20 protein-coding genes are annotated in these 20873 nt (G+C 53.3%); 6 read left to right on the top strand and 14 right to left on the bottom strand.

The genetic code is table 11. The features are described 5' to 3' along the window. The first annotated feature begins 4 nt into the window (after positions 1-4). On the top strand, positions 5-982 hold the full coding sequence (locus tag QLG07_RS15495) for a UV damage endonuclease UvsE (protein ID WP_282469601.1): 978 nt from the start codon (positions 5-7) through the stop codon (positions 980-982). Positions 983-1030: 48 nt separating this feature from the next. On the opposite strand, the gene QLG07_RS15490 is transcribed toward QLG07_RS15495, so the two are convergent. Genes QLG07_RS15490 through QLG07_RS15465 form a run of 6 tightly spaced genes read right to left on the bottom strand, consistent with a single transcriptional unit; the run spans position 1031 to position 6570 of the window. Then, positions 1031-1282, bottom strand: a complete 252-nt coding sequence (locus QLG07_RS15490) for a flavin reductase (protein WP_282469600.1) — start codon at positions 1280-1282, stop codon at positions 1031-1033. Position 1283: 1 nt separating this feature from the next. Next, positions 1284-2708: a Xaa-Pro peptidase family protein gene (locus QLG07_RS15485; RefSeq protein ID WP_282469599.1), complete on the bottom strand. Its 1425-nt coding sequence runs from the start codon at positions 2706-2708 to the stop codon at positions 1284-1286. 29 nt (positions 2709-2737) lie between these two features. Next, positions 2738-3568, bottom strand: coding sequence for an ABC transporter permease (locus tag QLG07_RS15480; RefSeq protein WP_282469598.1), 831 nt, complete (start codon positions 3566-3568; stop codon positions 2738-2740). Beyond that, positions 3555-4382, bottom strand: coding sequence for an ABC transporter permease (locus tag QLG07_RS15475; RefSeq protein ID WP_282469597.1), 828 nt, complete (start codon positions 4380-4382; stop codon positions 3555-3557). Before QLG07_RS15475 ends, QLG07_RS15480 begins: the two co-directional genes overlap by 14 nt. 8 nt (positions 4383-4390) lie before the next feature. Beyond that, the gene (locus tag QLG07_RS15470; protein WP_282469596.1) at positions 4391-5440 is read right to left on the bottom strand and encodes an extracellular solute-binding protein; all 1050 of its coding nucleotides are present in this window, start codon (positions 5438-5440) and stop codon (positions 4391-4393) included. Positions 5441-5445: 5 nt separating this feature from the next. Then, positions 5446-6570: an ABC transporter ATP-binding protein gene (locus tag QLG07_RS15465; RefSeq protein WP_282469595.1), complete on the bottom strand. Its 1125-nt coding sequence runs from the start codon at positions 6568-6570 to the stop codon at positions 5446-5448. Positions 6571-7137: 567 nt separating this feature from the next. Between QLG07_RS15465 and QLG07_RS15460 the strand changes: the two genes are divergently transcribed. Both QLG07_RS15460 and QLG07_RS15455 read left to right on the top strand, forming a co-directional pair. Further along, entirely contained in the window at positions 7138-8241 is a 1104-nt protein-coding gene (locus tag QLG07_RS15460) for a sugar phosphate isomerase/epimerase family protein (RefSeq protein WP_191149424.1), read from the top strand. Positions 8242-8356: 115 nt separating this feature from the next. Then, positions 8357-9094: a GntR family transcriptional regulator gene (locus QLG07_RS15455; protein WP_282469594.1), complete on the top strand. Its 738-nt coding sequence runs from the start codon at positions 8357-8359 to the stop codon at positions 9092-9094. Here the strand turns inward: QLG07_RS15455 and QLG07_RS15450 are convergent. Continuing rightward, positions 9071-10291, bottom strand: a complete 1221-nt coding sequence (locus tag QLG07_RS15450) for an MFS transporter (protein WP_099753812.1) — start codon at positions 10289-10291, stop codon at positions 9071-9073. The two genes, QLG07_RS15455 and QLG07_RS15450, sit on opposite strands and share 24 nt — an antisense overlap. Positions 10292-10847: 556 nt before the next feature. Between QLG07_RS15450 and QLG07_RS15445 the strand changes: the two genes are divergently transcribed. Next, positions 10848-12056, top strand: a complete 1209-nt coding sequence (locus QLG07_RS15445) for a diguanylate phosphodiesterase (protein ID WP_282469593.1) — start codon at positions 10848-10850, stop codon at positions 12054-12056. A gap of 441 nt (positions 12057-12497) precedes the next feature. Then, entirely contained in the window at positions 12498-12971 is a 474-nt protein-coding gene (locus QLG07_RS15440) for a ferritin-like domain-containing protein (protein WP_187498970.1), read from the top strand. 80 nt (positions 12972-13051) lie between these two features. Here the strand turns inward: QLG07_RS15440 and QLG07_RS15435 are convergent, their stop codons facing one another. The 5 genes from QLG07_RS15435 to QLG07_RS15415 all read right to left on the bottom strand — a co-directional run bounded on the left by QLG07_RS15435 (position 13052) and on the right by QLG07_RS15415 (position 16887). Beyond that, entirely contained in the window at positions 13052-13462 is a 411-nt protein-coding gene (locus QLG07_RS15435; RefSeq protein WP_282469592.1) for an ASCH domain-containing protein, read from the bottom strand. Between the two features lie 26 nt (positions 13463-13488). Beyond that, positions 13489-14604, bottom strand: a complete 1116-nt coding sequence (locus QLG07_RS15430; RefSeq protein WP_048917964.1) for a metallophosphoesterase — start codon at positions 14602-14604, stop codon at positions 13489-13491. Positions 14605-14749: 145 nt separating this feature from the next. Next, positions 14750-15175, bottom strand: a complete 426-nt coding sequence (arsC, locus tag QLG07_RS15425) for a glutaredoxin-dependent arsenate reductase (protein WP_282469591.1) — start codon at positions 15173-15175, stop codon at positions 14750-14752. Between the two features lie 59 nt (positions 15176-15234). Continuing rightward, positions 15235-16521: an arsenic transporter gene (locus QLG07_RS15420; protein WP_282469590.1), complete on the bottom strand. Its 1287-nt coding sequence runs from the start codon at positions 16519-16521 to the stop codon at positions 15235-15237. A 45-nt stretch (positions 16522-16566) separates the two neighbouring features. Then, complete coding sequence (locus QLG07_RS15415; protein WP_191149428.1) at positions 16567-16887, bottom strand: metalloregulator ArsR/SmtB family transcription factor; 321 nt, start codon at positions 16885-16887, stop codon at positions 16567-16569. A gap of 378 nt (positions 16888-17265) precedes the next feature. On the opposite strand from QLG07_RS15415, the gene QLG07_RS15410 reads away from it, so the two are divergent. Beyond that, positions 17266-17775: a GNAT family N-acetyltransferase gene (locus QLG07_RS15410; RefSeq protein ID WP_282469589.1), complete on the top strand. Its 510-nt coding sequence runs from the start codon at positions 17266-17268 to the stop codon at positions 17773-17775. Between the two features lie 155 nt (positions 17776-17930). On the opposite strand, the gene QLG07_RS15405 is transcribed toward QLG07_RS15410, so the two are convergent. Together QLG07_RS15405 and QLG07_RS15400 are read right to left on the bottom strand one after the other, a co-directional pair. After that, positions 17931-19367 (bottom strand): glycoside hydrolase family 32 protein, encoded by a 1437-nt coding sequence (locus tag QLG07_RS15405; RefSeq protein WP_099753808.1) that lies wholly within the window; start codon positions 19365-19367, stop codon positions 17931-17933. 18 nt (positions 19368-19385) lie between these two features. Beyond that, on the bottom strand, positions 19386-20624 hold the full coding sequence (locus tag QLG07_RS15400) for an MFS transporter (protein ID WP_282469588.1): 1239 nt from the start codon (positions 20622-20624) through the stop codon (positions 19386-19388). Positions 20625-20873 lie beyond the last annotated feature (249 nt).

The following is a 20873-nucleotide window of genomic DNA, read 5'->3' as shown; positions in this document are numbered from 1 at the left end:
AATAATGAAATTAGGCTTTGCCTGCAAATACCTTAATGCTGACTTACAGCAGCCGTACCCTTTTAAATCACCCACGCGCAAGCGTTTTCTTAGCCTGGATCAGGACAAGCGCCGTGAGCTGCTGCTGTCGTGTGCCAGCCATAACCTGTCGCAGCTGGCGCACATATTTAGCGAGCTGGCGCAGCTGCCGCATCAGTTAAGAATGATGCGTATCGGCAGCGATCTGCTGCCGCTGTTTACCGTTCCCGAAGCGCAGGAGCCGTACCAAAGCCTGCTGTCTGACTTATTGCCTCTGTTCGCGCATGCCGGTGCGCTGGCAAAAGAAGCGGATATCAGGCTGTCGTTTCATCCGGGCCAGTATACGGTTCTGGCTTCGGAAACGCCGGAGGTGGTGGACAGGGCGCTGGTGGACATTGAGTATCATGCGCTGTGCGCCAGATTGCTGGGTTATGGCCGTGAGTTTCAGGATTTCAAGATCAATATCCATATGAACGGGCGCGCCGGTTTTGCCGGGTTCAAAGCCGCCTTTGAGCGGCTCAGCCCGGAAGCCAGGCTGATGCTGACGGTGGAAAATGATGAGGTTTCCTGCTCGCTGGATGATGTTTTGCAGGCCAGAGATCTCTGCCCGATCGTGTTAGATATCCACCATCACTGGGTGAAGGAGAATCAGTTTATACAGCCCGACGATGCGCGCATCGCACGGGTCAAAGAGTCCTGGCGCGGGGTACGGCCGGTGCTGCACTACTCGATTTCTCAGGAGGGATTGATACCCGAGCAGGGGTTCCCCGATCAGGAGTCGCTGGGGCTGTCAAAAATGAAGCTGCGGGCGCATTCAGACTACTACTTTAACGACACCCTGAACGACTGGGCATTGTCGTTTAGCGATTTCGATATAATGTGCGAAGTGAAAATGAAAAATATCGCCAGCGCAAAGCTGTTGCGGGTCGGGCATGCCCGACCCATACGGGTAAATAGCGTTTAATCGTGACGTTCGCGCGCTTCCCACTCGGCAGGCGTGAGAGTTTTAATATCAAACTGATCGCGGCGCGGTATCCTTAAAGCGCATATCCGCGTAGTTTTCCACACCAATCGCCACAATCGCCGGATCGTGGGTCAGCACGTTAAAAAAGCTGAATGGGCCGGCGTTGGGCTGGCCTTCCTTGCTCAGCGTCGTGACCAGCGCGATAGGGCGCGGGATCACAGTGCCGATCAGTAGCTTGTAGCGGTCGCGCTCCCCCAGCTCGGCAAAGTCAAAATAGGTATGCCCTGGCATCGTTTTCATCTCAGGCTCCGGCGGCAATGCGGTGAGTTTCCAGCGGGGTGTGGCGGCTCAGGTTTTCAAAGCCCTCTTTGGTCACCACATACATATCGCCAATATTACAGCCTGCTGACAGCGGCTCCAGCCACTGGGTATGCATCACAAATACCATCCCTTCTTCCAGACGATCGTAGTTGTGCGAGGAGATATTAAAGCTGTTCTGCCCCCCCGCCATCCCCACGGAGTGACCGAGGTTCGGGTTATGCGGCCCGTGCGTTGCCGGGTAAACATGCATCAGTCTGCGGCCCTGAGCTTCATAATCCGCATCCGGCACATACTGCTGCGGGATGCGCCTGGCGGACCCGTCCGGCATTGGCGACCAGTTGTACGGCATGGTGCGCGCCTCCGGGGAGGCCAGCAACCCGGCTTCAATCATTGGCGCAAAAGCGGCGTTATTGATATCGCGCATCAGCGCACCGGGCTTAATCAGCTTCTCGGCATTTTTCACCCCTGCAGTACAGGCATCCAGCACCAACTGCTGGCGCCCGGTGATCTCGCCGACGGCGATCATGCGTGCGGTCTGCGCAGTATAACCCCGCCAGGTGACGTTGGAGATATACAGGTTGATCAGGTCGCCCGGGCGCACCACATGGCCGTAAGGTTTGCCGCAGTGAGTGCCATACTGGTTAATGCCAATCTGGTAGCCGTCGCCGGTTTCGCCGCCAAACGCCATCTGCGCCGCGGTGAAAGCCGCAAAGATTTCGTAATCGGTAACGCCCGGTTTGGCCACGTGCCAGGCGGCCTGTGTGCCGATGCCGATCAGCTGCGCGGCGGCGCGGAACATCTCAATTTCGCGCGGGGAGCGCACCTTCTGCAGGCGATCGAGGATGGCGTTATCGGCAATAAATTTGCTGCCCGGCAGCATCGACTCCACGGCAGCCCAGAAGGTCAAAGAAGTGCGGTCGCCGATTTTTCCGATCTGCGCTTTTGCCAGACCAAGATCGCTCAGCAGCTGCGCGCACTTCTCGGCAGTTTTCATCACCGAGTCACCCGGGCGGTCGGCGTATTCACGTCCGATCGGACCAATCTGCCAAATCTCGTCAACCAGCAGCGGCTCGCCGCCCGGAGGCAGCAGCACCGACTGAGTGAAGAAGGAGAGCAGCACCAGCGCTTTGTCAGCATCGGTCGGGATAATCAGCACGCCTTCGCGCATCCAGTCACAGATATAGCGCAGATAGTGATTCGAGGCGTGGAACCAGCCCACGCTGCCGGCATGAACGATAATCGCATCATGCCCGGCTTCCACCGCCTGGCGGCGGATTTTGCGCAGCCGCTCTTCAAACTCTTCAAGCGGCAGCGGCAGCGGAGCCGAGAAGTCGAAATCCGGTTTAAAGTCCGCCAGCAGGGCGCCGATACGATAGCCTGGCGTCTGAGTCGCATGAGTCTTCATAGTCATTCCTTGTGTTTCTTTTGATAAAGTTAAGATGCCTGCGGGCGCGGGGCCAGAACACGCCGGGCGACCAGCATGCCGAGCAGGGTTATCGCAATCAAAATGCCGGAGATAGCCGCGACGCGTACGTCAAGGGACTCCTCGATCATCGCGAACATGCGTAGCGGCAGAACCGTGGTGCTGGCATCAGCGAGGAACAGAGAAACGGTGACGTTATCCAGTGACTGGATAAACACCAGGAACGCCCCCGCCATAATGCCGGGCATCAGCAGCGGCAGCGTGACGCGGCGCAGGGTCATAAACCAGCTGGCTCCCATCGTGGTTGAGGCTTCTGCCAGCGACGGATTAATGCCCTGCGCCACCACCGATGCGGCGCGGTACATCAGCGGGCCAAATACCACTACGTGGCCAACCACGTTCAGCCACAGCGAAGGCTGGAAGCCGATAAAGTTGGCGACAATCAGCGCCGCCAGGCCATAAACCAGGCTCGGCAGCACCAGCGGGGCGAGCAGCAGTGGCTCGATGGTGCTGACGCTGCGTCGCTTCATGCGCGTCATACCGATGGTGGCAGGCACCGCAAACAATATGGCGCCGAATACCGCCAGCGCGGCGATTTTGAACGAGTTCCAGGCGGCAATTTGCTCGGTGGCCGAGCGCACCGGGTCAAGCAGCGCCTCATACCAGCGCAGCGAGAAGCCCTGCGGGGGATATTTCAGCGTCTGCCCGGAGGTAAACGACATCATCACCGCGATGACGATCGGCGCCACCAAATAGATCACACACAGCGTACCGAAGCCATAAACAAACAGCTTGTACAGCAGGGCCGGAAGCGGGTTTTCGCGACGTTCAGACATGGCCATTCAGCCTCCGGTGGCGTGAGATCATGGTAAGGGCAACCAGCAGGCAGCCTGTGGAGACCAGCAGGACCACGGCGATAGCAGAGGCCATTGGCCAGTCGAACAGGGTGCCGACTTCGCGATAAATCAGCTGCGGAACATAGACATTGCGCGCGCCGCCAATCACCGCCTGGGTAACAAATGAGCTGCTGGTACTGGCGAAGACCAAGATCCAGCCCGCCAGCAAGCCAGGCAGCATCAGCGGCAGCAGCACCGTCACCAGCACGCGCCACGGCCCGGCACCGGACACCTGCGCCGCCTCGGTCAGCTGATACGGCGTGCGAGACAGGATGGCGATCAGCGGCAGAATAATCAGCGGCAGATCAATCTGGCACATTGCCAGCAGCAGACCGGTTTCAGTAAACATCAGGCTGGTCGGCATGTTGGACACCCCAAGGAACATCAGCGCCTCGCTGATCGGCCCCTGACGCCCGAGGATGACGATCCAGGCAAAAGTGCGCACCACGTTGCTGGTGAGCATTGGAATAAGGGTCAGAAAAATTAAAATCTGGCGCAGCGTGCGCCCGCCGTGCCAGTAAAGCAGGGCGATAGGCACCCCCAGCAGGGTGGTGCCTATCACGGTTTCAATCCCCAGTCGGGCGGTATTAACCAGTACCCGGAAGTTAAAAGCGTCGCCGAAGAAGTGGGCGTAGTGCTGTAACGTCACTCCGCCATCCCGGGTGAAACTGAAAACGATCAAAACAGCGAGCGGCGTCGCGAAGAACACCACGGAAAGTAACAACATGGGGATAACGTACGGAAAACCGCTCTGTTTCATGATTTACCTCAACTTGCGACCAGCGCATCAAACTGGCGGATCCAGCCGTCACGATTTTTATTGATAATGTTCCAGTCCGGGTAGACCAGCGATTTAACCTGCTCGCGGGTGATGTACGCCGCAATTGCCGGGGTCAACTCAACATTTTTGTTAGTCGGGAACATTTCGGTCGGCGGCTGCTCCAGTTTGGTTTGCACAAACTGTGAAATCGCGGCGTCCATATAGGCGTAAGCGGCGTCGAGATTTTTACTGCCTTTGGTCAGATGGATATTCACCGGGGCAGCAGGAGAGCCGGTTTCCGGATGGACAAACTCGGCCTTCATACCCAGGCTTTTCAGGCGCGCCACGTTGTTGGTGCTACACATAAATACGGCGATGTTGCCCTGCTGGAACTGGGTCATCTGGCTGTTGGTGCTGTCAACAATGCTGGCCATCTGCTCAGGGTGCTTTTTAAACAGGTCAAACACTGCCTGCATATCGTCCGGACCTTTGCCGTAGATTTTTGCCAGTTCGGTGTAGGCCATCACCGCAGTGTTAGAGCCAAATCCGGTCCATGACACCAGGCCTTTATAGGCCGGGTTGTCAAACAGATCGCGATAGCCTTTCGGGCGCGGCACCAGCTCCGGGTTGTAGGCAATGCCGTTCACTTCTACCGTTACGGTCGGGCCATATTCGCCCTGAAATGCCGGGTCAAGCAGGTTCCAGTTTTTCAGGCGGGAAGGGTCGATCTTCTGAATCAGCCCCTTTTCTACTGCCACCGTCATCTGGCCAGGCGACATTAACAGCGTGTCGTACGGCGGGTTACCCGGGCTGGCCATCACTTTTGCCAGCTGATCCTGCGCCATTGCCGGGGAAATGGTCAGACTAAAACCCTGCTCTTTAAGGATCGGAGCTAGCGTATTGCGGTAAGCATCTTCCCAGTTACCGGGGAAGGTGGCCGCAACTGCCGTCCCGCCGCCGGCAGCGAACGCGCGCAGCGAGATGGGCAGCATGGCGGAAGCCGCAACGCCTGCCATGATTTGACCAAACCGACGACGACTGATTTCAAAATCTTTCATGGTGCTTACCTCTGTTTTTCATTCATGGGTTGCGGTTCAGCTGGGAAGGCGTGACAGCGTGCAGTATCAATCTCAGCGTAAAGTTGCGATCCGGGTTGCGGGATAAAGGTTGACGGTCCGCGCACTTCGGAGGCGCGTAGCGTGGTGCCATCATCCATCGCCAGATCATGGACCAGCGTAGGACCAAGCGGCAGTGAAACGGTCATCCGCACCGGCTGGGTGTTATCACCCGACTGCTTTGCCAGCCGCACCTCTTCAGGGCGGAAGGTGATCGTGACCTTCGAGCCAGTAGTAAAGTTGAGACGGCGCGGCAGGCGCAGCGTGTGCTGACCCGCTAAACCAATCAGCGTGGTGTCGTTATCAAAACGCAGCACGGTGCCATGCAGTTGGTTGGTCTGGCCGATAAAGGTGTTAACGAACAGCGTTTTTGGTCGGTCATATACCGCCATCGGCGTGTCGATCTGCTCAACATTGCCTTTATTCATCAGCACCAGACGGTTCGCCAGGCTTTGCGCCTCTTCCTGATCGTGGGTGACGATCAGCGTGGTGATACCCAGCGTTTTTTGCAGGTGTAGAAGTTCCACCTGCAGGTCGAAACGCAGCGCCCGATCGAGTGCGCCAAATGGCTCATCCAGCAGCAGCAAAGAAGGGCGACCGGCAATGGCGCGCGCCACGGCAACGCGCTGCTGCTGACCGCCGGAAAGTTCACGCGGCAGGCGGTTACCGTATTCATCCAGCTGCACCAGATTCAGCATCTCGGCGACGCGCTGTTTCCGCTCAGCGCGGGAAACCTGCTGGCACGCCAGCGGATAAGCGATATTTTCGGCAACGGTCAGGTGCGGGAATAACGCATAGTTCTGGAACACCATGCCAATACCGCGCCCTCTGGCCGACACCGCGGCGAGATCCTGATTTCCCAGCACGATTTTTCCCGCTTTTGGCTGAATCAACCCCGCAATGGCACGCAGCACGGTCGATTTGCCGCATCCGCTCGGGCCGAGCAGTGCGACGATTTCGCCCGGATCAATGTTAAAGGAGACATCGCTGATAGCGTTGCTGCTGCCGTAGCTATGGGTCAGGCCCTGAACGCTGAGCCGCTTACTTTCAGCGGTGTTGTGCATATCTGGCATAAGGTGCTTCCCTGGTTTTGAGTAGCGGTCACAAGACGTTTAGAAACTTGTGAAGCATTCTGCAAGCCGCATGCCAGGTTAGTTATTGCTGGTTCGGATCCACTTCAATACATTGAAATTTATGCCATAAATATGAATTTACTATATTCGCAAATTTGTGCGAAATAACTTAATCCTTGTTATTCGAAAGAAATTCCCACATTCAGACTCGCTACTTTGGTGCAGCAATATCGTCATTTTGGTGCATAAAAGCGACTAAAAACCCTGTCAACGTGAATGTTCTTATGCCGCCAAACGTTCATTTTGTGACTAACAATCGACGCCAGCGCCCGTGAGGGCGGACTCTTTTGGGAATATTTACTACTTGAGCTATTTGCCATGACAGAAAGAGTAAAGTCGATTAGCATCGTTATTCGCAAATATATTCGACAATATATTATTTTAATATTATTCATAAAAATCATATTGATAGGGCGGTTTTTCACGCTAAATTTTGCAACTGGCATGCGCCTTGCAACAGCGGCTGGTGCTCAAACAGCAAATCAGAAAGCAATTAAGGAACAGGTTATGAAATTAGGCATTGATGGGTTGAAGCTGCCCGAAGTGAAGAGACAGGGTCCGCTGGCCAGTCTTGATCGTGTAGGGGCGCTGGGATTGCAGGGGATCTTCTTCAGCACTGTGCTGGATATGAGCCCGACGCTCGACAGCGGCGAGCTGCGCGATATTCGCGCCAAAGCTGACGACCTGGGGCTTTACCTGGAAAGTGGCCTTGGCAAAATTAATCCTTACTGCAGTGCCGAAGCGCCGGAGCTGCGCGCCATCGGCAACGGCGACATTGTTGCCGGGCTGACCCGCATGATTGAGGCCAGCGCTGCTATCGACTGCCGCGAGATGTGGGTTTCGCCGGGCAACTTCAAGGCACAGTATCCGGGCCGACTGGCGGTGGACCGTTTTCGCACTGACGTCAGCTGGCAAGAGCAGCTGCTGGCGATGGAAAAGGTGCTGCACAAAATGGCCCCGGTGGCGCGTGCTCACGGAGTGCATATGAATATCGAAACCCATGATGAGATCACCTCGTTTGAGATCCTGCGATTGATTGAAGCGGTAGGTGAAGATTGCGTTGGCGTGGTACTGGATACCGCCAACATGGTGCAGCGCGGCGAACATCCGGTACTGGCCGCGCAGCGCCTGGCCCCGTGGGTGCGCCAGACGCATATCAAAGATGCCTATATCGGGCGGGCGCCCGGCGGCATTGATTTCCAGCCGCGTCCGTGCGGAACCGGCGTGGTCGACTTTGCCGCGATTCTGACGATGCTGGCGAAGGTTAACCCCGAGATGACGCTGTCGCTGGAGATTGCACAATCTACTGATGATAATCGCCGCCGCGCCAACCCGCGCCAGTGCATCGAGATTGATGATCCGATCTGGCGCGCGGGGCATCCCGACCTCAACGCAGGGGAACTGGAAGCCTACTTTACGCTGGTGGACAGCTATGCGCAGCGCGTGGCAGCAGGAGAGGTTGAGGACTGGGAAAGCTATGAGAGCTCACGCTATGGCTACCCAACATATCAGAAGCAGAATTATGGCTATAAAGAAGCGATCGACTTTATCCAGCAGTCGGCCAGCCACATTCGCGCCGTTTGCGCGCAGCAGGGCATCACTTTATCCTGACCGTTACGCAGCAAGATACGCACAAAGATAAATCACCTGTAAGAGTGCTGTTGCGGTAAATTATCCGGCAAGCGTCAACATTCACCAAAATGATACTGAGGACAGGGAGAGAGCCATGAAAAAAACGCGCGTCAGAGCGACGCCTGTAGCCAAAACCGAGGGCAACAGTGCCGATCACAGTGAGGATGTCTCTGAGCGGATTCGCACCACGCTGGCTGCTGCTATTGGTGAAGGGGCGCTAAAACCCGGTAGTAAAATACTTGAAGAAGCCATCGCCGAGCATTTCGGCGTCAGTCGTACCGTGGTACGTGGCGCACTGGGCGTGCTGGAAAGCGACCATCTGCTGGAGAGAAAGCGAAATCGTGGCACTTTCGTGGCAGAGCCGAGCATTGAGCAGGCAAAGCACCTGTTTGAAGCGCGACGCCAGCTGGAAGGGGTTCTGCTGGAGTTCGTGGTGGCGCGAGCCAGCACCGAACAGCTGGATGCGCTGGCCCGTCTTGCCGACGAGGAGGAGCAGATCCATCATCACGGCGACGAGAAATCTAAAACGGTGCTTTCCGGTAAGTTTCATATTGTGCTGGCCGAGCTGGCGGGTAATCCCGTTCTGACCGAGATGCTGGCTAAAATTGTTGCTCGCCTGTCACTGGTAATGTCGCTTTACGAAGAGGAGCGCAAAGACGACTGCGGCGCCGATCACCACCGCCAGATTGTCAGCGCCCTGAAAGCGAAAGATCTGGCCACCGCCCGCCAGCTGATGGAGCACCATCTGGCCGATATTGAAGGGCGGGTTCGCCTGACGGAAGGCCACGGCGATCGGCATTCGTTTATTTCAATGCTGGAGAACTTCTCCTGAGGTCCTTTTCATCGCCATCCGATGCCCCATGCGGAAGAACAGCAGGCCAGCAGCAGAGAAGGCGATTAAGGCAAAAAACATTACCGGCGGTGCCGTGTAGCTGAGCAGGTAGCCGCACAGCACAGGGTTAATGGCACCGCCGATGTTGCTCAGGTTCTGCATGCCGTAGTAGCTGCCTTTCATATGGTCCGGCGCAATAAAGTCGATAAACATATACTCCACCGGGATCACAATCAGCTCGCCAAAGCTGAAGATGGTCATCGCGATTATCCACAGCAGTACCGAAGTGCCGGCCAGCATAAAGCCGGCTAGCCCGAGGATGAAAAACAGCGTGCCGAAAAACAGCCACTTCAGCAGGTTATTCTGTTTCATGCCGCTGCTCATGACGTACTGAAAAGCGATAACAATTATTGCGTTGGTGATCATGATGGCGCCGATGATCTTATAAGCCTGTGCGGCGTCTGAGATAATAATCAGATACTGCGACAGATAGCCGGTGAACTGGCCAAACACAATCGCGCCAAAAGTGCTACCGAGAGTGAAATAGACCAGGCAACGGTCGCGCATCAGGATAGCTAACGTCTGGCGCAGGTCAGGTTTTTCCAGCGGCTTTAGCTCAATATCGTTGCGTGCCGGGCTGTTGGGGATATGGCGTAAGCCCACCGTCAGAGCAATGACCGTGCCCAGCGCCAGGCTACCGGATATCATAAACGGTAGCTTAGGATCAAAGCCCGCCAGCCACACTCCCAGCGATGAACCAATGGCCCAGCCGACATTAATTAGCGTGTAGTTTATCGAAAATGCTTTTACCCGCTTCTCCACCGGCAGCCAGGCGGCAATGCAGGCTTTAATGGTAATACTCAAAAGTGCATAGGAAGCGTTAAGCAGGGCAATCACCATCACCACGCTACTGACCTGCGGCAGGACAGGCAGCAGAAAAAAGCTCAGCGCGAAGAGGCTGATAGAGAGGGTGATTAAGGTTCGGTGGTTAAATTTGTCGACCAGATAGCCGCCATACAGGCTGCTGAAAATACCGATAGCCAGGCTGGCGCCCATAATAATGCCGACGCTTTTCGGCAACAGCTGGTAATGCTCAGTCAGGTAGATAGTGAGGAACGGCAGGGTGACGCCACGCCCAATCGTCAGAACCAGTGAGCCAGCAAGCAGGGCGAGGATAATTGGCGGCATCCCTTTCATTTACGCTACATCCATCGATCAAGAAGTTAACAATCAGACCGTTTACTCTACCCGCTTATTGGGGATTTTTTGTGTCGTAGAATCATCATGTTTCAAGGTGTTGTGATGAGAAAACGCTACAGAAAACTCTTATTATGGCAGGGAATACTGCTACAGCGGACTGTGACGCAAAGCGCGCTCAGATTAACCCTCGGGCAGCGTGGTGAAAATTTGTTTTTACCTTGTCTATATGAAAATTCTGTTTTTTGTCAAAAACAGTCAATAAAGGACGCAGACTACAGCTTAACCGGAGATGTCAGACTGAACACGTCCGATTCGTTAACGTCTGGGGTAGCCTTGGCCAGCAGGCTGGCAGTAGCCAGTACCGCGACAGCAGTGCGGCGGTGGGCGTTAAAATCAGTTTCTGATAACAGGCGCAGCCTGCTGTAGTGCAATATAAGTCATAAAAAACGGGCAGAGAATTCTGCCCGTTTTTATTTGCGCAAATAGCGCTGGACAACACCGCAAGGGATTCTGTTAATGTAAGCCTTTAAAAGACCAGTATTGCGGAATTTTTATGTTATCTACCCTCATCTATCGCAGCCATCTTTCCGATAATGTTCCGCTAAGCTCGCTGGACAAGATTGTACAAAAGGCAAATAAAAACAACCAGTTAATTGGCGTTACCGGCATTTTGCTGTTTAACGGCACGCATTTCTTCCAAGTGTTGGAAGGGCCTGAAAAAGCAGTCAGTACGCTTTATGAACATATCTGTCGCGATCCCCGTCATCATAATGTCGTGGAACTGATGCGCGACTACGCGCCGTTCCGGCGATTTGGTAATGTCGGCATGGAGCTGTTTTCGCTTCATGAGTTTGATAAAGCATCGGTGCTGCAGGCAGTACTGGATAAAGGCACATCCGAATTTCTGCTGACCTGGGATGACCGCGCGCTTCAGTTTCTGCGCACCTTTGTCGAATCCTGGGAGAAAGAAAACTATTTCGAAATCCCACCTGCCGGTCAGTGGGAATTTATCGCCACGGACGATCTACCCTTAGCCGATGCTGACTTTGCACCAGGCGAGGAGATTAGCTTTGCCTTCCAGCCGATTATCGACCCGCTGGCCGGAACCATCGTCTCCCTTGAAGCCCTGTTGCGCAGCGCACAGGGGGGTTCACCGCTGGATTATTTTGCCAGTTTGCCGCGTGAGGAGCTTTACCGCCGCGACCTGGAATCCAAGAGCCGGGCCCTGGCTCTGGCAAAAGAGCTGCAAATTGATGACATCACCTTCTCGATTAACCTGCTGCCGATGACGCTGGTTGAGATCCCGAATGCCGTGGATTACTTACTCGGTGAAATTGCCCGACACGGACTGGTGCCTCAGCAGATCGTGGTAGAGGTGACTGAAACTGAGGTGATTTCGAATATCGAAGCATTTTCCAGCGCGTTGAAACATCTGAAAGCGGCGGGTATTAGTCTGGCAATAGATGACTTTGGTGCCGGCTCCGCCGGTCTGCTGCTGCTTTCACGCGTGCAGCCGGAGAAAATCAAGATCGATCGTAATATTATCAGTGATGTGCATAAAAGCGGCCCTAAACAGGCAATCGTCCAGGCCATTATTAAATGCTGTTCTTCGCTGGAAATAGCCGTTATTGCCGAAGGCGTGGAAAAACCAGAAGAGTGGATGTGGCTGGAAGCAGCAGGCATCTGTCAGTTCCAGGGGTTCCTGTTTGCCAAACCGCTGCTGAAAGGCATCCCACCTGTTGCATGGCCTGAATTGAAATAACCGGGTTTTGCTACGAGGCGGTGAAGCTGGTGTTTAATAACCAGGGGGAATATGCCCCCTGAGATTTATACGTCTTGCGGGGCAGGGTGCTGCTATCAATAAGCTGCAATATTTATACCTCTAAATCCCTCTTTAAGCGGAGCATTGCTCCATCAAACCCTCTCTTTACAGACCAATAACCACCTATAAGAGCCGAAAATAATATTTTAAGACTTGCTATATTCGAAATGCGCATGCGAATTTTATTTAAAGTGATAAAGGTGAATACGCGCCGAAAATAACTCAATGTTCACGAACACTATAATGTGAGTTAGCAACATATCTTTTAGCAAAAAAAACGAACAATCCAGTTAACCCAATTAAAAATAATGATCTTTCGCTGTGTGCCAGGCTTATCGGGTTGCATACGTTTTTCGAAATAATTCTTATATGAGGTTAATTATGACAATTAAAACGCTGGAAGATCTCTTTATCCATGAATTATCAGATGTCTATAGTGCAGAAAAGCAAATCTCGAAAGCCCTGCCTAAAATGGCCAGAGCTGCAACTGATGAAAAGCTGGTGGCGGCCTTTCAGCAACATCTGGAAGAGACGCGTGGTCAAATTGAACGAATTGACCAGCTGGTTGAAAGCACTGACGGCGTGAAAATTAAACGGATGAAATGCCACGCGCTGGAAGGCCTGGCGGAAGAAGCGCAGGAGATTATCGACTCCGTTGAAGCCGGGCCGGTGCGCGATGCTGGATTAATTGGCGCGGCTCAGAAAGTGGAGCATTACGAGATTGCCACTTACGGCACGCTGCATGCCCTGGCACAGAAACTGGGCTATAAGGCAGCCGCTAAACTGCTGGCCGAAACGCTGGATGAAGAGAAGGCCACGGACGAAAAACTGACGGCGATTGCCGGGCAGCAGTAAAGACCTCTTCTTGAAGATGCGCCCGGTCGCAAGCTTTAGTCCTCTCTAAGTACTGCTATAGCCTCCCGCAGGAGGCTATGTTACAGCAACTCAATCAGTTGAAACTCTTCTGCCACCAGTTCCATTTCTGCAGAGTAACAACCTTCATTCTCGAAGAATGCTTTGTGAACTTCCTGCCAATATTTGAGGCTAAGATCGCCTTCACCCTCTTTTTTCGCAAACTCTTCAGTGACATCGCAGAAGCGCAAGATGCGCATAGCGACCGTCCTGATGACGCACACTGGCTCACCCTTGCCGTTAAGGATGATGTTGTAGCCGCCAATCGTGGGTGAGTCATCTTCATTGATAAAAGATGAGAGTGAGCCACACGACGCGGTTTTGACTCCTTGCACAACCAGGGCTGCCAGTTCATCCGCCATCTCGCCCGAGTTGCCAAATGCCCAGGCAATCGCGCCGGGATATTTTTCCTTAAGGCTTGCCACAAGATCCATTTCACTTCCTTATTTATCGGGGGGGATTATTTTTTCCGCGTCAGCGTGATGCGCGTCAGTTCTGACGGGCGTCCCACGCGTACCGCCATTCCCGGCCACAGCGCCGTGCCGTTATTCACATACAGCTGCATGCCATCAACATCATAAAGCCCGGATACAAAGCCGCCATTCGGTTTGGCAAACAGGCGGTCTAAGCCGACGATTAAGCCGCCGTGAGTATGGCCGGACAGCTGAATATCGACCCCGTGTTTCGCATTTTCACGAGCGTTCTTTGGCTGGTGGTCGAGTAACACCACCGGCGCGTTGTCAGGGGCATCACCCAGCGCTTTAGCCAGATCGGGACCGTTACCGCCCCGGCCCGGTGCAGAAGTATCGGGCAGCCCGGCAATCACCAGGCTGGCGTTGCCGCGGGAAATGACCGAATGACTGTTTAGCAGGGGCTTCAAACCTAAAGATGCCAGATGCTCGGTCCAGGCCTGCTGCTCGAAGAAATATTCGTGATTGCCGGTAATCGCCAACACGCCATCGGGCGCATGCAGATTGCGCAGCGGCTCCACGTCCTTAATGCGATTTTTAAGCGTACCGTCAATAACATCCCCGGTAACGACAATCAGGTCTACGTTCAGCTCCAGCGCGCGCTTGACTAACGCGGCACTCCAGCTGGCGTTAAAAAGCGGGGTAATGTGCATATCGGTTAACTGGAGCATTTGGTAACCCTCAAACTCCTGCGGCAAATCAGCAACCTGAATCGTCACATCTTTAAGAGGGGGAACGCGGATTGCCTGCTGCACGCCCCAGCTGGCCAGGCCGAATGCCAGCAGGGCAGCCAGGTAGCGCACGCCGGGAGCAATCTCCAACGGATGGCGCATCAGCATCGCAACAAGCGCAACCACATCAATCAGGATCTGGGTGAGGGCGAGGAACAGTACCGCGCTATATACCCAATTGAACAGGATAATCACCATTCTTGGCATCTCCGGTGAGAAGATGCTGCCAGAAGTAAAGCGGCTCACCAGCAGGTACTGTGAGGCAAGCAGCGCCAGCAGAGAGAGAATGATTTTCAACGCCAGTGGCATGGAGAGCGGAATGATAAAACGGGCAATAACATACCAACTCGGTATGCTGAAAATGAGGTGAAACATGGCGATTTTCCCTGTTAAACGTGCTGATAATTAGCGCAGAAGTAGGATTAAATGGATAATGCGACGCTTCTATTTTAATACAGCAGATTATCATACGGAGAAAATGTGCTGCATAACACCCCAGATACTGGCCTGAATGTGCCTTTCAGCTCAGCCTGCGCCCGTTTTTATCGACAACTTTTTCCCCGTCTTCTTTGCTGAATTCGCCGCGCTGAGCCGCTGGCAAAATATCTAAAACTTTCTCTGAAGGGCGGCACAGCCGGGTTCCGAGCGCAGTGACAACGACAGGGCGGTTCATCAGGATTGGATGTGCCAGTATCGCGCTGATGAGCTCATCATCAGTGAAAGCAGGGTTATCTAGCTTCAGGTGCTGATAAGGATCACTGTTTTTCCGCAGCAGTTCGCGCACGGTAATTCCCATATCAGCAATCAGCTTAACCAGCTCGGAACGGGTTGGCGGCGTTTCCAGGTAGAGGATTACCGTTGGCTCCATGCCGCTGTTGCGGATCATTTCAAGTGTATTGCGCGACGTCCCGCAGTCGGGATTATGATAAATCGTCACCTGGCTCATTTTGTTACTCTCTTTTCTCTATTATCCGGCCCCCGGCATGGCTATGCAGGGGTAAGAAGTTAAATGATGGACAGTCGCAGCGCCAGTGCGCACAGCGTAATAAATAGCACCGGAATCGTCATGACGATGCCGACACGGAAGTAATAGCCCCAGCTGACTGTGATGTTTTTCTGCGCTAATACATGTAGCCACAACAGCGTGGCAAGGCTGCCAATCGGAGTGATTTTTGGCCCCAAATCACTGCCGATTACATTGGCATAAATCATTGCTTGTTTAATCACTCCCATGGCCTGGCTGCTTTCTATCGACAGCGCGCCAACCAGCACGGTCGGCATATTGTTCATCAAAGAGGAGAGGAACGCCGTCAGGAAGCCGGTGCCCAGAGTTGCGGCCCACAGTCCGTGTTCAGCAAGCTGATTCAGCAACGAGGAGATGTACAGGGTCAGCCCGGCGTTGCGCAGGCCATAAACCACCAGGTACATGCCAAGGGAGAAGATAACAATCTGCCAGGGCGCACCGCGCAGTACCTTAGCGGTATTGATCGCATGGCCTTTTTTTGCCACGGCAAGCAGGAACACTGCTCCCACAGCGGCCACCAGACTTACCGGGACGCCAAGGGGCTCAAGTGCGAAGAAGCCGACTAGCAGCAGAACCAGAACCAGCCAGCCGGCTTTAAACGTGCTGCTATCACGAATGGCCTCTTTTGGCGCCTTTAGCAGCGAAATATCGTAAACAGCCGGGATCTCTTTACGGAAAAAAAGGTGCAGCATGAGCAGTGTAGTCGCGATAGCAGCCAGGTTGACTGGCACCATCACGGCGGCATACTGGGTAAATCCAAGCTTGAAAAAGTCAGCTGAGACAATGTTAACCAGGTTCGAGACAATCAACGGCAGGCTGGCGGTATCGGCAATAAAACCTGCGGCCATCACAAAAGCCAGGGTTGCAGCCGGGCTGAAACCCAGCGCCAGCAGCATGGCAATGACGATGGGCGTCAGGATCAGTGCAGCACCATCATTGGCGAACAGCGCAGCCACCATCGCACCCAGCAGAATAATCCAGCTAAACAACAGGCGGCCACGGCCTTTGCCCCAGCGGGCAACGTGCAAGGCAGCCCATTCAAAGAAACCAGACTCCTCCAGCAGCAGGCTGATGATGATCACTGCAATAAAGGTGGCTGTCGCATTCCAGACAATGTGCCAGACCACCGCAATATCAGAGATATGAACAACGCCCGTCATCAGCGCCAGGCCTGCACCCAGCATGGCGCTCCAGCCAATACCCAGCCCTCGGGGTTGCCAAATAACCAGGATCAGCGTCAGTAAAAATATCGCACTTGCCAGCAACATTACACACCCCATTTATATTCATTTAAGCGTATGTATTACGCATGCTCAACAGACAACTGACGGCGCATTTCTAAGTTTTTTTTGTATATGCTCGCGCTCGCAGTTCCACGCAGAATCGATAATAGCTACAGCCCAGGCGGGCATGTGCGGCGACAAACGGTAGTGTACCCATTTGCCTTCACGGCGATCGATCACCAGCTCCGCCTCACGTAATAGCGCCATGTGGCGGGATATTTTCGGCTGAGACTCTGCGGTAATGGCACAGATATCACAGACACAAAGCTCGCCGGACTCGCGTAGCAGAATCACCACCTTCGAGCGTGTTTCATCGGCAAGCAGTTTAAAAAGTTGTACGGGTCGCAGCATTGTTAACCTCGATAGTATTTGATAATACATATGCTAATTCATATATGATTAATTGCAAAGCACCGTTTCTAACAAGCAGTTCTTGTGCAGCACTTACCTGCATTTTTAAGTCGCATACCCATTATCTTGCCGACCGCTACAGCGAAAGGAAAGAGAGCTAACAGGAGTTATCCAGCCGGATAAATCAGAACAAAATTTGATAAAAAGCCGCGACGTACTGACCTTAGGGCCAATATTGTGCACCTCAGGTATGGCGCCGCGACGGATTTTAATTCTGTCGGGCTGAAAGTGCGTGATATTGTTATCTATTCACGTTGGCGCGGGGCGGTGGTACAGCTCGCGCTGTCGTCATGATAAATCACGTTGTCTGGAGGAAAGATGGAATTGGAAACTGCAAGGCTGCGTCTGGAGCCATACCAACACGCTCATTTTGATGGCCTGCGCGAGATGGAAAAAGATCCGGAAATGATGCGCTATATTAGTCCAGGCGAGGTGAGGACGGAGGAAGAAACGCGTGAAAGCATCGAACGGGTGATGCTGCGCTGGCAACAGCGTGGCTTCTCTTGGTGGGCACTTATGGAGAAGCAGTCAGGTGCGCTGGTCGGTGCCGCCTGTCTCCAGCATTTAGCCAATGACGACGGCGCACCGCTGGAGCTCGGCTGGCGCCTGAACGCCAGTTATCATGGCCAAGGGTACGCGACGGAAGCGGCGCAGGCGATTGTGAAATTCGCGGTTGAACAGGTCGGCGCGCGCTATCTGGTTGCGGTGGCGCATCCGGATAACAGTGCCTCACATCGGGTGATGCAGCGCCTGGGCATGACATACAAAGGCATTGAACAGCACTACGATACGCAGTGCGTGGTGTATGAGATGCACGTTGGCGAATAACATCAGGCAAATCGCCTCAGCCAGGCTGTCTTATCGCTACCTTACGTCGGCAGACTGGCCATTTTTTCTTGCTTATTTCAGACGATATAATGCCAGCCTGAGACTGGCAAAAATAAAGTTAGAAAAAATAAGCAGCGCGATAATATCTGACAGAATTATCTATCCAGCGACCAGTATCCGGCTTCTTTTAACGCAGCGCTGCCACTATTTGCAAACAGCATGATGGCGCGCTCTCCCGGCTGCGGATATATTCGGCTGCTTAAACAGGCTTCGCCTTCATTGACAAAGACTTCCACGGATGAACGGTCAATGAAAATTCGCAGTGAAAGGATATCGTCCTCTGGCAGGGGAATGCTGCGCGTTCCCACAAGCGAAAAATCAGGATAGCTTCGCTCTAATATTAAGCGCTGGGCCTGATTATCAACGTAAATACGCAGCCCATCTCCCAGCATCATGCCATACTGTTCTGCCTGCGACCTGGCTCGCTCCCATTCCAGTGATAATTCCATGGCTTCAGCATCTGCTGCGACAAGCATTTGTTGACTACTCAGACAACGTGCAGTGACAGGAATATAGCTGCCTCGCAAAGCGGTCACTTCGGCGATGGGTTTCATCATCAGGCGATTATTATCACCTAAGCTCAGTTCGCGCGGCAGGGAGAGCATACCAGCCCAACCATCCTGTTGCTCCGGCATCGGTGATTCCCACATATCCAGCCAGCCAATAACGATTCTGCGCCCATCCGGACTGAGAAACGTTTGCGGGGCATAAAAATCGTGACCGTTGTCCATTTCAATAAATTGCCCGTCATGGCTGAACGCCTGACCTGGCTGCCACTCTCCCAGTAAATATCCACTCTGGAAGAGGTTACGGTTTTGATAGCCTTGCGCCACCATTCCTTGTGGAGAGAACATCAGCACACGCTGGCCGTTCAGGGTAAAGAAATCAGGGCATTCCCACATATAGCCCATTCCATCTTCAGATTCAGCCAGAATACCTTCGTCATGCCATTTGTGAAGGTCCGTGGAACGGTACAGGCGGACCTGGCCGGTTTCCGCCACGCGTGAACCGACAACCATGTACCAGTATTCACCCTCACGCCATACTTTCGGGTCGCGGAAATGATGCAGTCCTGGAGGGGTATCAATCACCATTCCTTGACGCTCGAAATGAACTCCGTCACGACTGGTTGCCAGACATTGCACCTGATACAGATTGTCATCACTTTCTGGCGAACCGTGAAATTTATGACCGGTGTAAATCAGTGCCAGCGTATCTCCGTCCACCACTGCGGAACCGGAAAAACAGCCGTCTTTATCTGCCGGCCCTTCCGGTGCCAGTGCCACAGGCAGATGTTCCCAGTGAACCAAATCTTTACTGCGGGCATGCCCCCAGTGCATGGGTCCCCATTTCGTTGAATAGGGGTGATGTTGATAAAAGGCATGATACCAGCCGTCGAACCAGACCAGCCCGTTAGGATCGTTCATCCAGCCGGCTCGTGCGGCAAGGTGATAGCGTGGATACCAGCGGCGGTTAATTCCGGCTTGTGCTTCTTCAAGCGTCTCTTCAGCCTGTTTTAATAAAGATGTCATTATGATTTCTCCCGAAAATTACACAGCATCTTGCTGTAAAAAGGGGTGTTCAGTTGTGGGTTTATTTGGGCGCAAAAGGAAGATGGAAATAAACGTGGTGCAGAACACCATAATGCCCATTATCAGATAGGATTGAGCGAAACCAAATTTTTCGTAGCTGAAACCCGCCAGCGGCGATAACACGGTGCCAATAACTGAACTGGTACAGGCAAAACCCACCAGATAAATTGTGGAAGACAAACGCTTGTCGAAGTTCAGGCTGTTATATTTGAAAATGGCAACCAACAGTATCGGCAATTCCAGGGCATGTAGCAGTTTTGTAATAGAAATGAGCAGGGGCCCTTCAACCAGCCCGGAAGCGATCATACGCAGAGCCATTACCATTCCGGCGAATATCAGGCCATTTTTGGCGCCAATTTTGTTAACCAGCCAGGGTGCGCAGAACATGCCTGCCGCTTCCAGAAGAACCTGGAAGGAGTTTAAATAACCAAACATGGCGTTCCCTTCGCGCAAGGTAGGAAACTGTGAGGAAAAATAGACCGGAAATTGCTGGTCGTATACACCGTAAATACAGGTTCCAATCACGAAGAAAATAAGTGCCCAGAAACGCGGTAGCGTTAGCAGCCGGATAGCATCTTCCAGAGAAACCTTTTTAGCCCCAATCTCCAGTTTTTCCATGCTCGCCGGTGCCGCAATTTTTAATCGGGCCAGCATGAAAAAGAAAACCAGGCCAGAGCATGACGCCACCAGGAAATTAAGATTGGGGTTAATGTTAAACAGCAGTCCGGCGAAAAACGTGGCAACGGCCCAACCGAGAGAACCCCACATGCGGGCCCGTCCAAATTCAAAGGTACTCTGACGCGCAACGCGCTCGGTATAGGATTCCAGCACGCCTATACCGCCATTAAACGTCAGACCAATAAACAGGCCACCAAAAACACTTCCCAGCAGAATATTGAGGTTGAGCAAATAGCTGAAGAAGAGATACGCAGGCCCGGAGAGGACCAGCAGGGCGGCCATAAACCACAGCAGGTTTTTGCGCAGACCAAGACGATCCTGAATGAAGCCGTAAAAGACCTGAGCGAAAAGGGCTGATACTGATAAGACGGAAAAGATAATACCCGTCTCGGAGGCTTTTAAACCCACTTCCTGGTGGAGCCAGATAGAAAGAAGGGAGCTGGACGAAGACCATGTGACAAAGAAAAAGAACAGCAGGGCGCTGAGCAGCATATAGCTGCGGGAAGGCTTTTTTTTCATCTGAGCAATCTCATAGCGATTTATATGCGCACATGGTAACGTTAACATTCTACACGGACACCGAGTTTTATGGCAATATCCGATGTTAATCACAAAAGTTAACGTTAACATTGGTATTGTGAGATCTGTGTCAAATTTCTTTGCCAAATTCCCAAAATAACAGGCTCAAAGCTTAGAATAGTGGGTTCAACTCTATGGATAACTTGATTACGGCTGTTCGCTTGCGGCGCAATGAAGTATCCGGGTTTT

Origin of the sequence: Erwinia sp. V90_4, from assembly GCF_029967685.1 — a bacterium.
In the GTDB taxonomy this organism is placed as follows: Bacteria; Pseudomonadota; Gammaproteobacteria; order Enterobacterales; family Enterobacteriaceae; genus Erwinia; species Erwinia aphidicola.
This window is presented reverse-complemented; position numbering and strand designations above follow the sequence as displayed.

Excerpts from the sequence above, each read along its gene's own strand:
- QLG07_RS15495 (WP_282469601.1), top strand. The coding sequence starts at position 5 with ATGAAATTAGGCTTTGCCTGCAAATACCTTAATGCTGACTTACAGCAG.
- QLG07_RS15490 (WP_282469600.1), bottom strand. The coding sequence starts at position 1,282 with ATGAAAACGATGCCAGGGCATACCTATTTTGACTTTGCCGAGCTGGGG.
- QLG07_RS15485 (WP_282469599.1), bottom strand. The coding sequence starts at position 2,708 with ATGAAGACTCATGCGACTCAGACGCCAGGCTATCGTATCGGCGCCCTG.
- QLG07_RS15480 (WP_282469598.1), bottom strand. The coding sequence starts at position 3,568 with ATGGCCATGTCTGAACGTCGCGAAAACCCGCTTCCGGCCCTGCTGTAC.
- QLG07_RS15475 (WP_282469597.1), bottom strand. The coding sequence starts at position 4,382 with ATGAAACAGAGCGGTTTTCCGTACGTTATCCCCATGTTGTTACTTTCC.
- QLG07_RS15470 (WP_282469596.1), bottom strand. The coding sequence starts at position 5,440 with ATGAAAGATTTTGAAATCAGTCGTCGTCGGTTTGGTCAAATCATGGCA.
- QLG07_RS15465 (WP_282469595.1), bottom strand. The coding sequence starts at position 6,570 with ATGCCAGATATGCACAACACCGCTGAAAGTAAGCGGCTCAGCGTTCAG.
- QLG07_RS15460 (WP_191149424.1), top strand. The coding sequence starts at position 7,138 with ATGAAATTAGGCATTGATGGGTTGAAGCTGCCCGAAGTGAAGAGACAG.
- QLG07_RS15455 (WP_282469594.1), top strand. The coding sequence starts at position 8,357 with ATGAAAAAAACGCGCGTCAGAGCGACGCCTGTAGCCAAAACCGAGGGC.
- QLG07_RS15450 (WP_099753812.1), bottom strand. The coding sequence starts at position 10,291 with ATGAAAGGGATGCCGCCAATTATCCTCGCCCTGCTTGCTGGCTCACTG.
- QLG07_RS15445 (WP_282469593.1), top strand. The coding sequence starts at position 10,848 with ATGTTATCTACCCTCATCTATCGCAGCCATCTTTCCGATAATGTTCCG.
- QLG07_RS15440 (WP_187498970.1), top strand. The coding sequence starts at position 12,498 with ATGACAATTAAAACGCTGGAAGATCTCTTTATCCATGAATTATCAGAT.
- QLG07_RS15435 (WP_282469592.1), bottom strand. The coding sequence starts at position 13,462 with ATGGATCTTGTGGCAAGCCTTAAGGAAAAATATCCCGGCGCGATTGCC.
- QLG07_RS15430 (WP_048917964.1), bottom strand. The coding sequence starts at position 14,604 with ATGTTTCACCTCATTTTCAGCATACCGAGTTGGTATGTTATTGCCCGT.
- arsC (WP_282469591.1), bottom strand. The coding sequence starts at position 15,175 with ATGAGCCAGGTGACGATTTATCATAATCCCGACTGCGGGACGTCGCGC.
- QLG07_RS15420 (WP_282469590.1), bottom strand. The coding sequence starts at position 16,521 with ATGTTGCTGGCAAGTGCGATATTTTTACTGACGCTGATCCTGGTTATT.
- QLG07_RS15415 (WP_191149428.1), bottom strand. The coding sequence starts at position 16,887 with ATGCTGCGACCCGTACAACTTTTTAAACTGCTTGCCGATGAAACACGC.
- QLG07_RS15410 (WP_282469589.1), top strand. The coding sequence starts at position 17,266 with ATGGAATTGGAAACTGCAAGGCTGCGTCTGGAGCCATACCAACACGCT.
- QLG07_RS15405 (WP_099753808.1), bottom strand. The coding sequence starts at position 19,367 with ATGACATCTTTATTAAAACAGGCTGAAGAGACGCTTGAAGAAGCACAA.
- QLG07_RS15400 (WP_282469588.1), bottom strand. The coding sequence starts at position 20,624 with ATGAAAAAAAAGCCTTCCCGCAGCTATATGCTGCTCAGCGCCCTGCTG.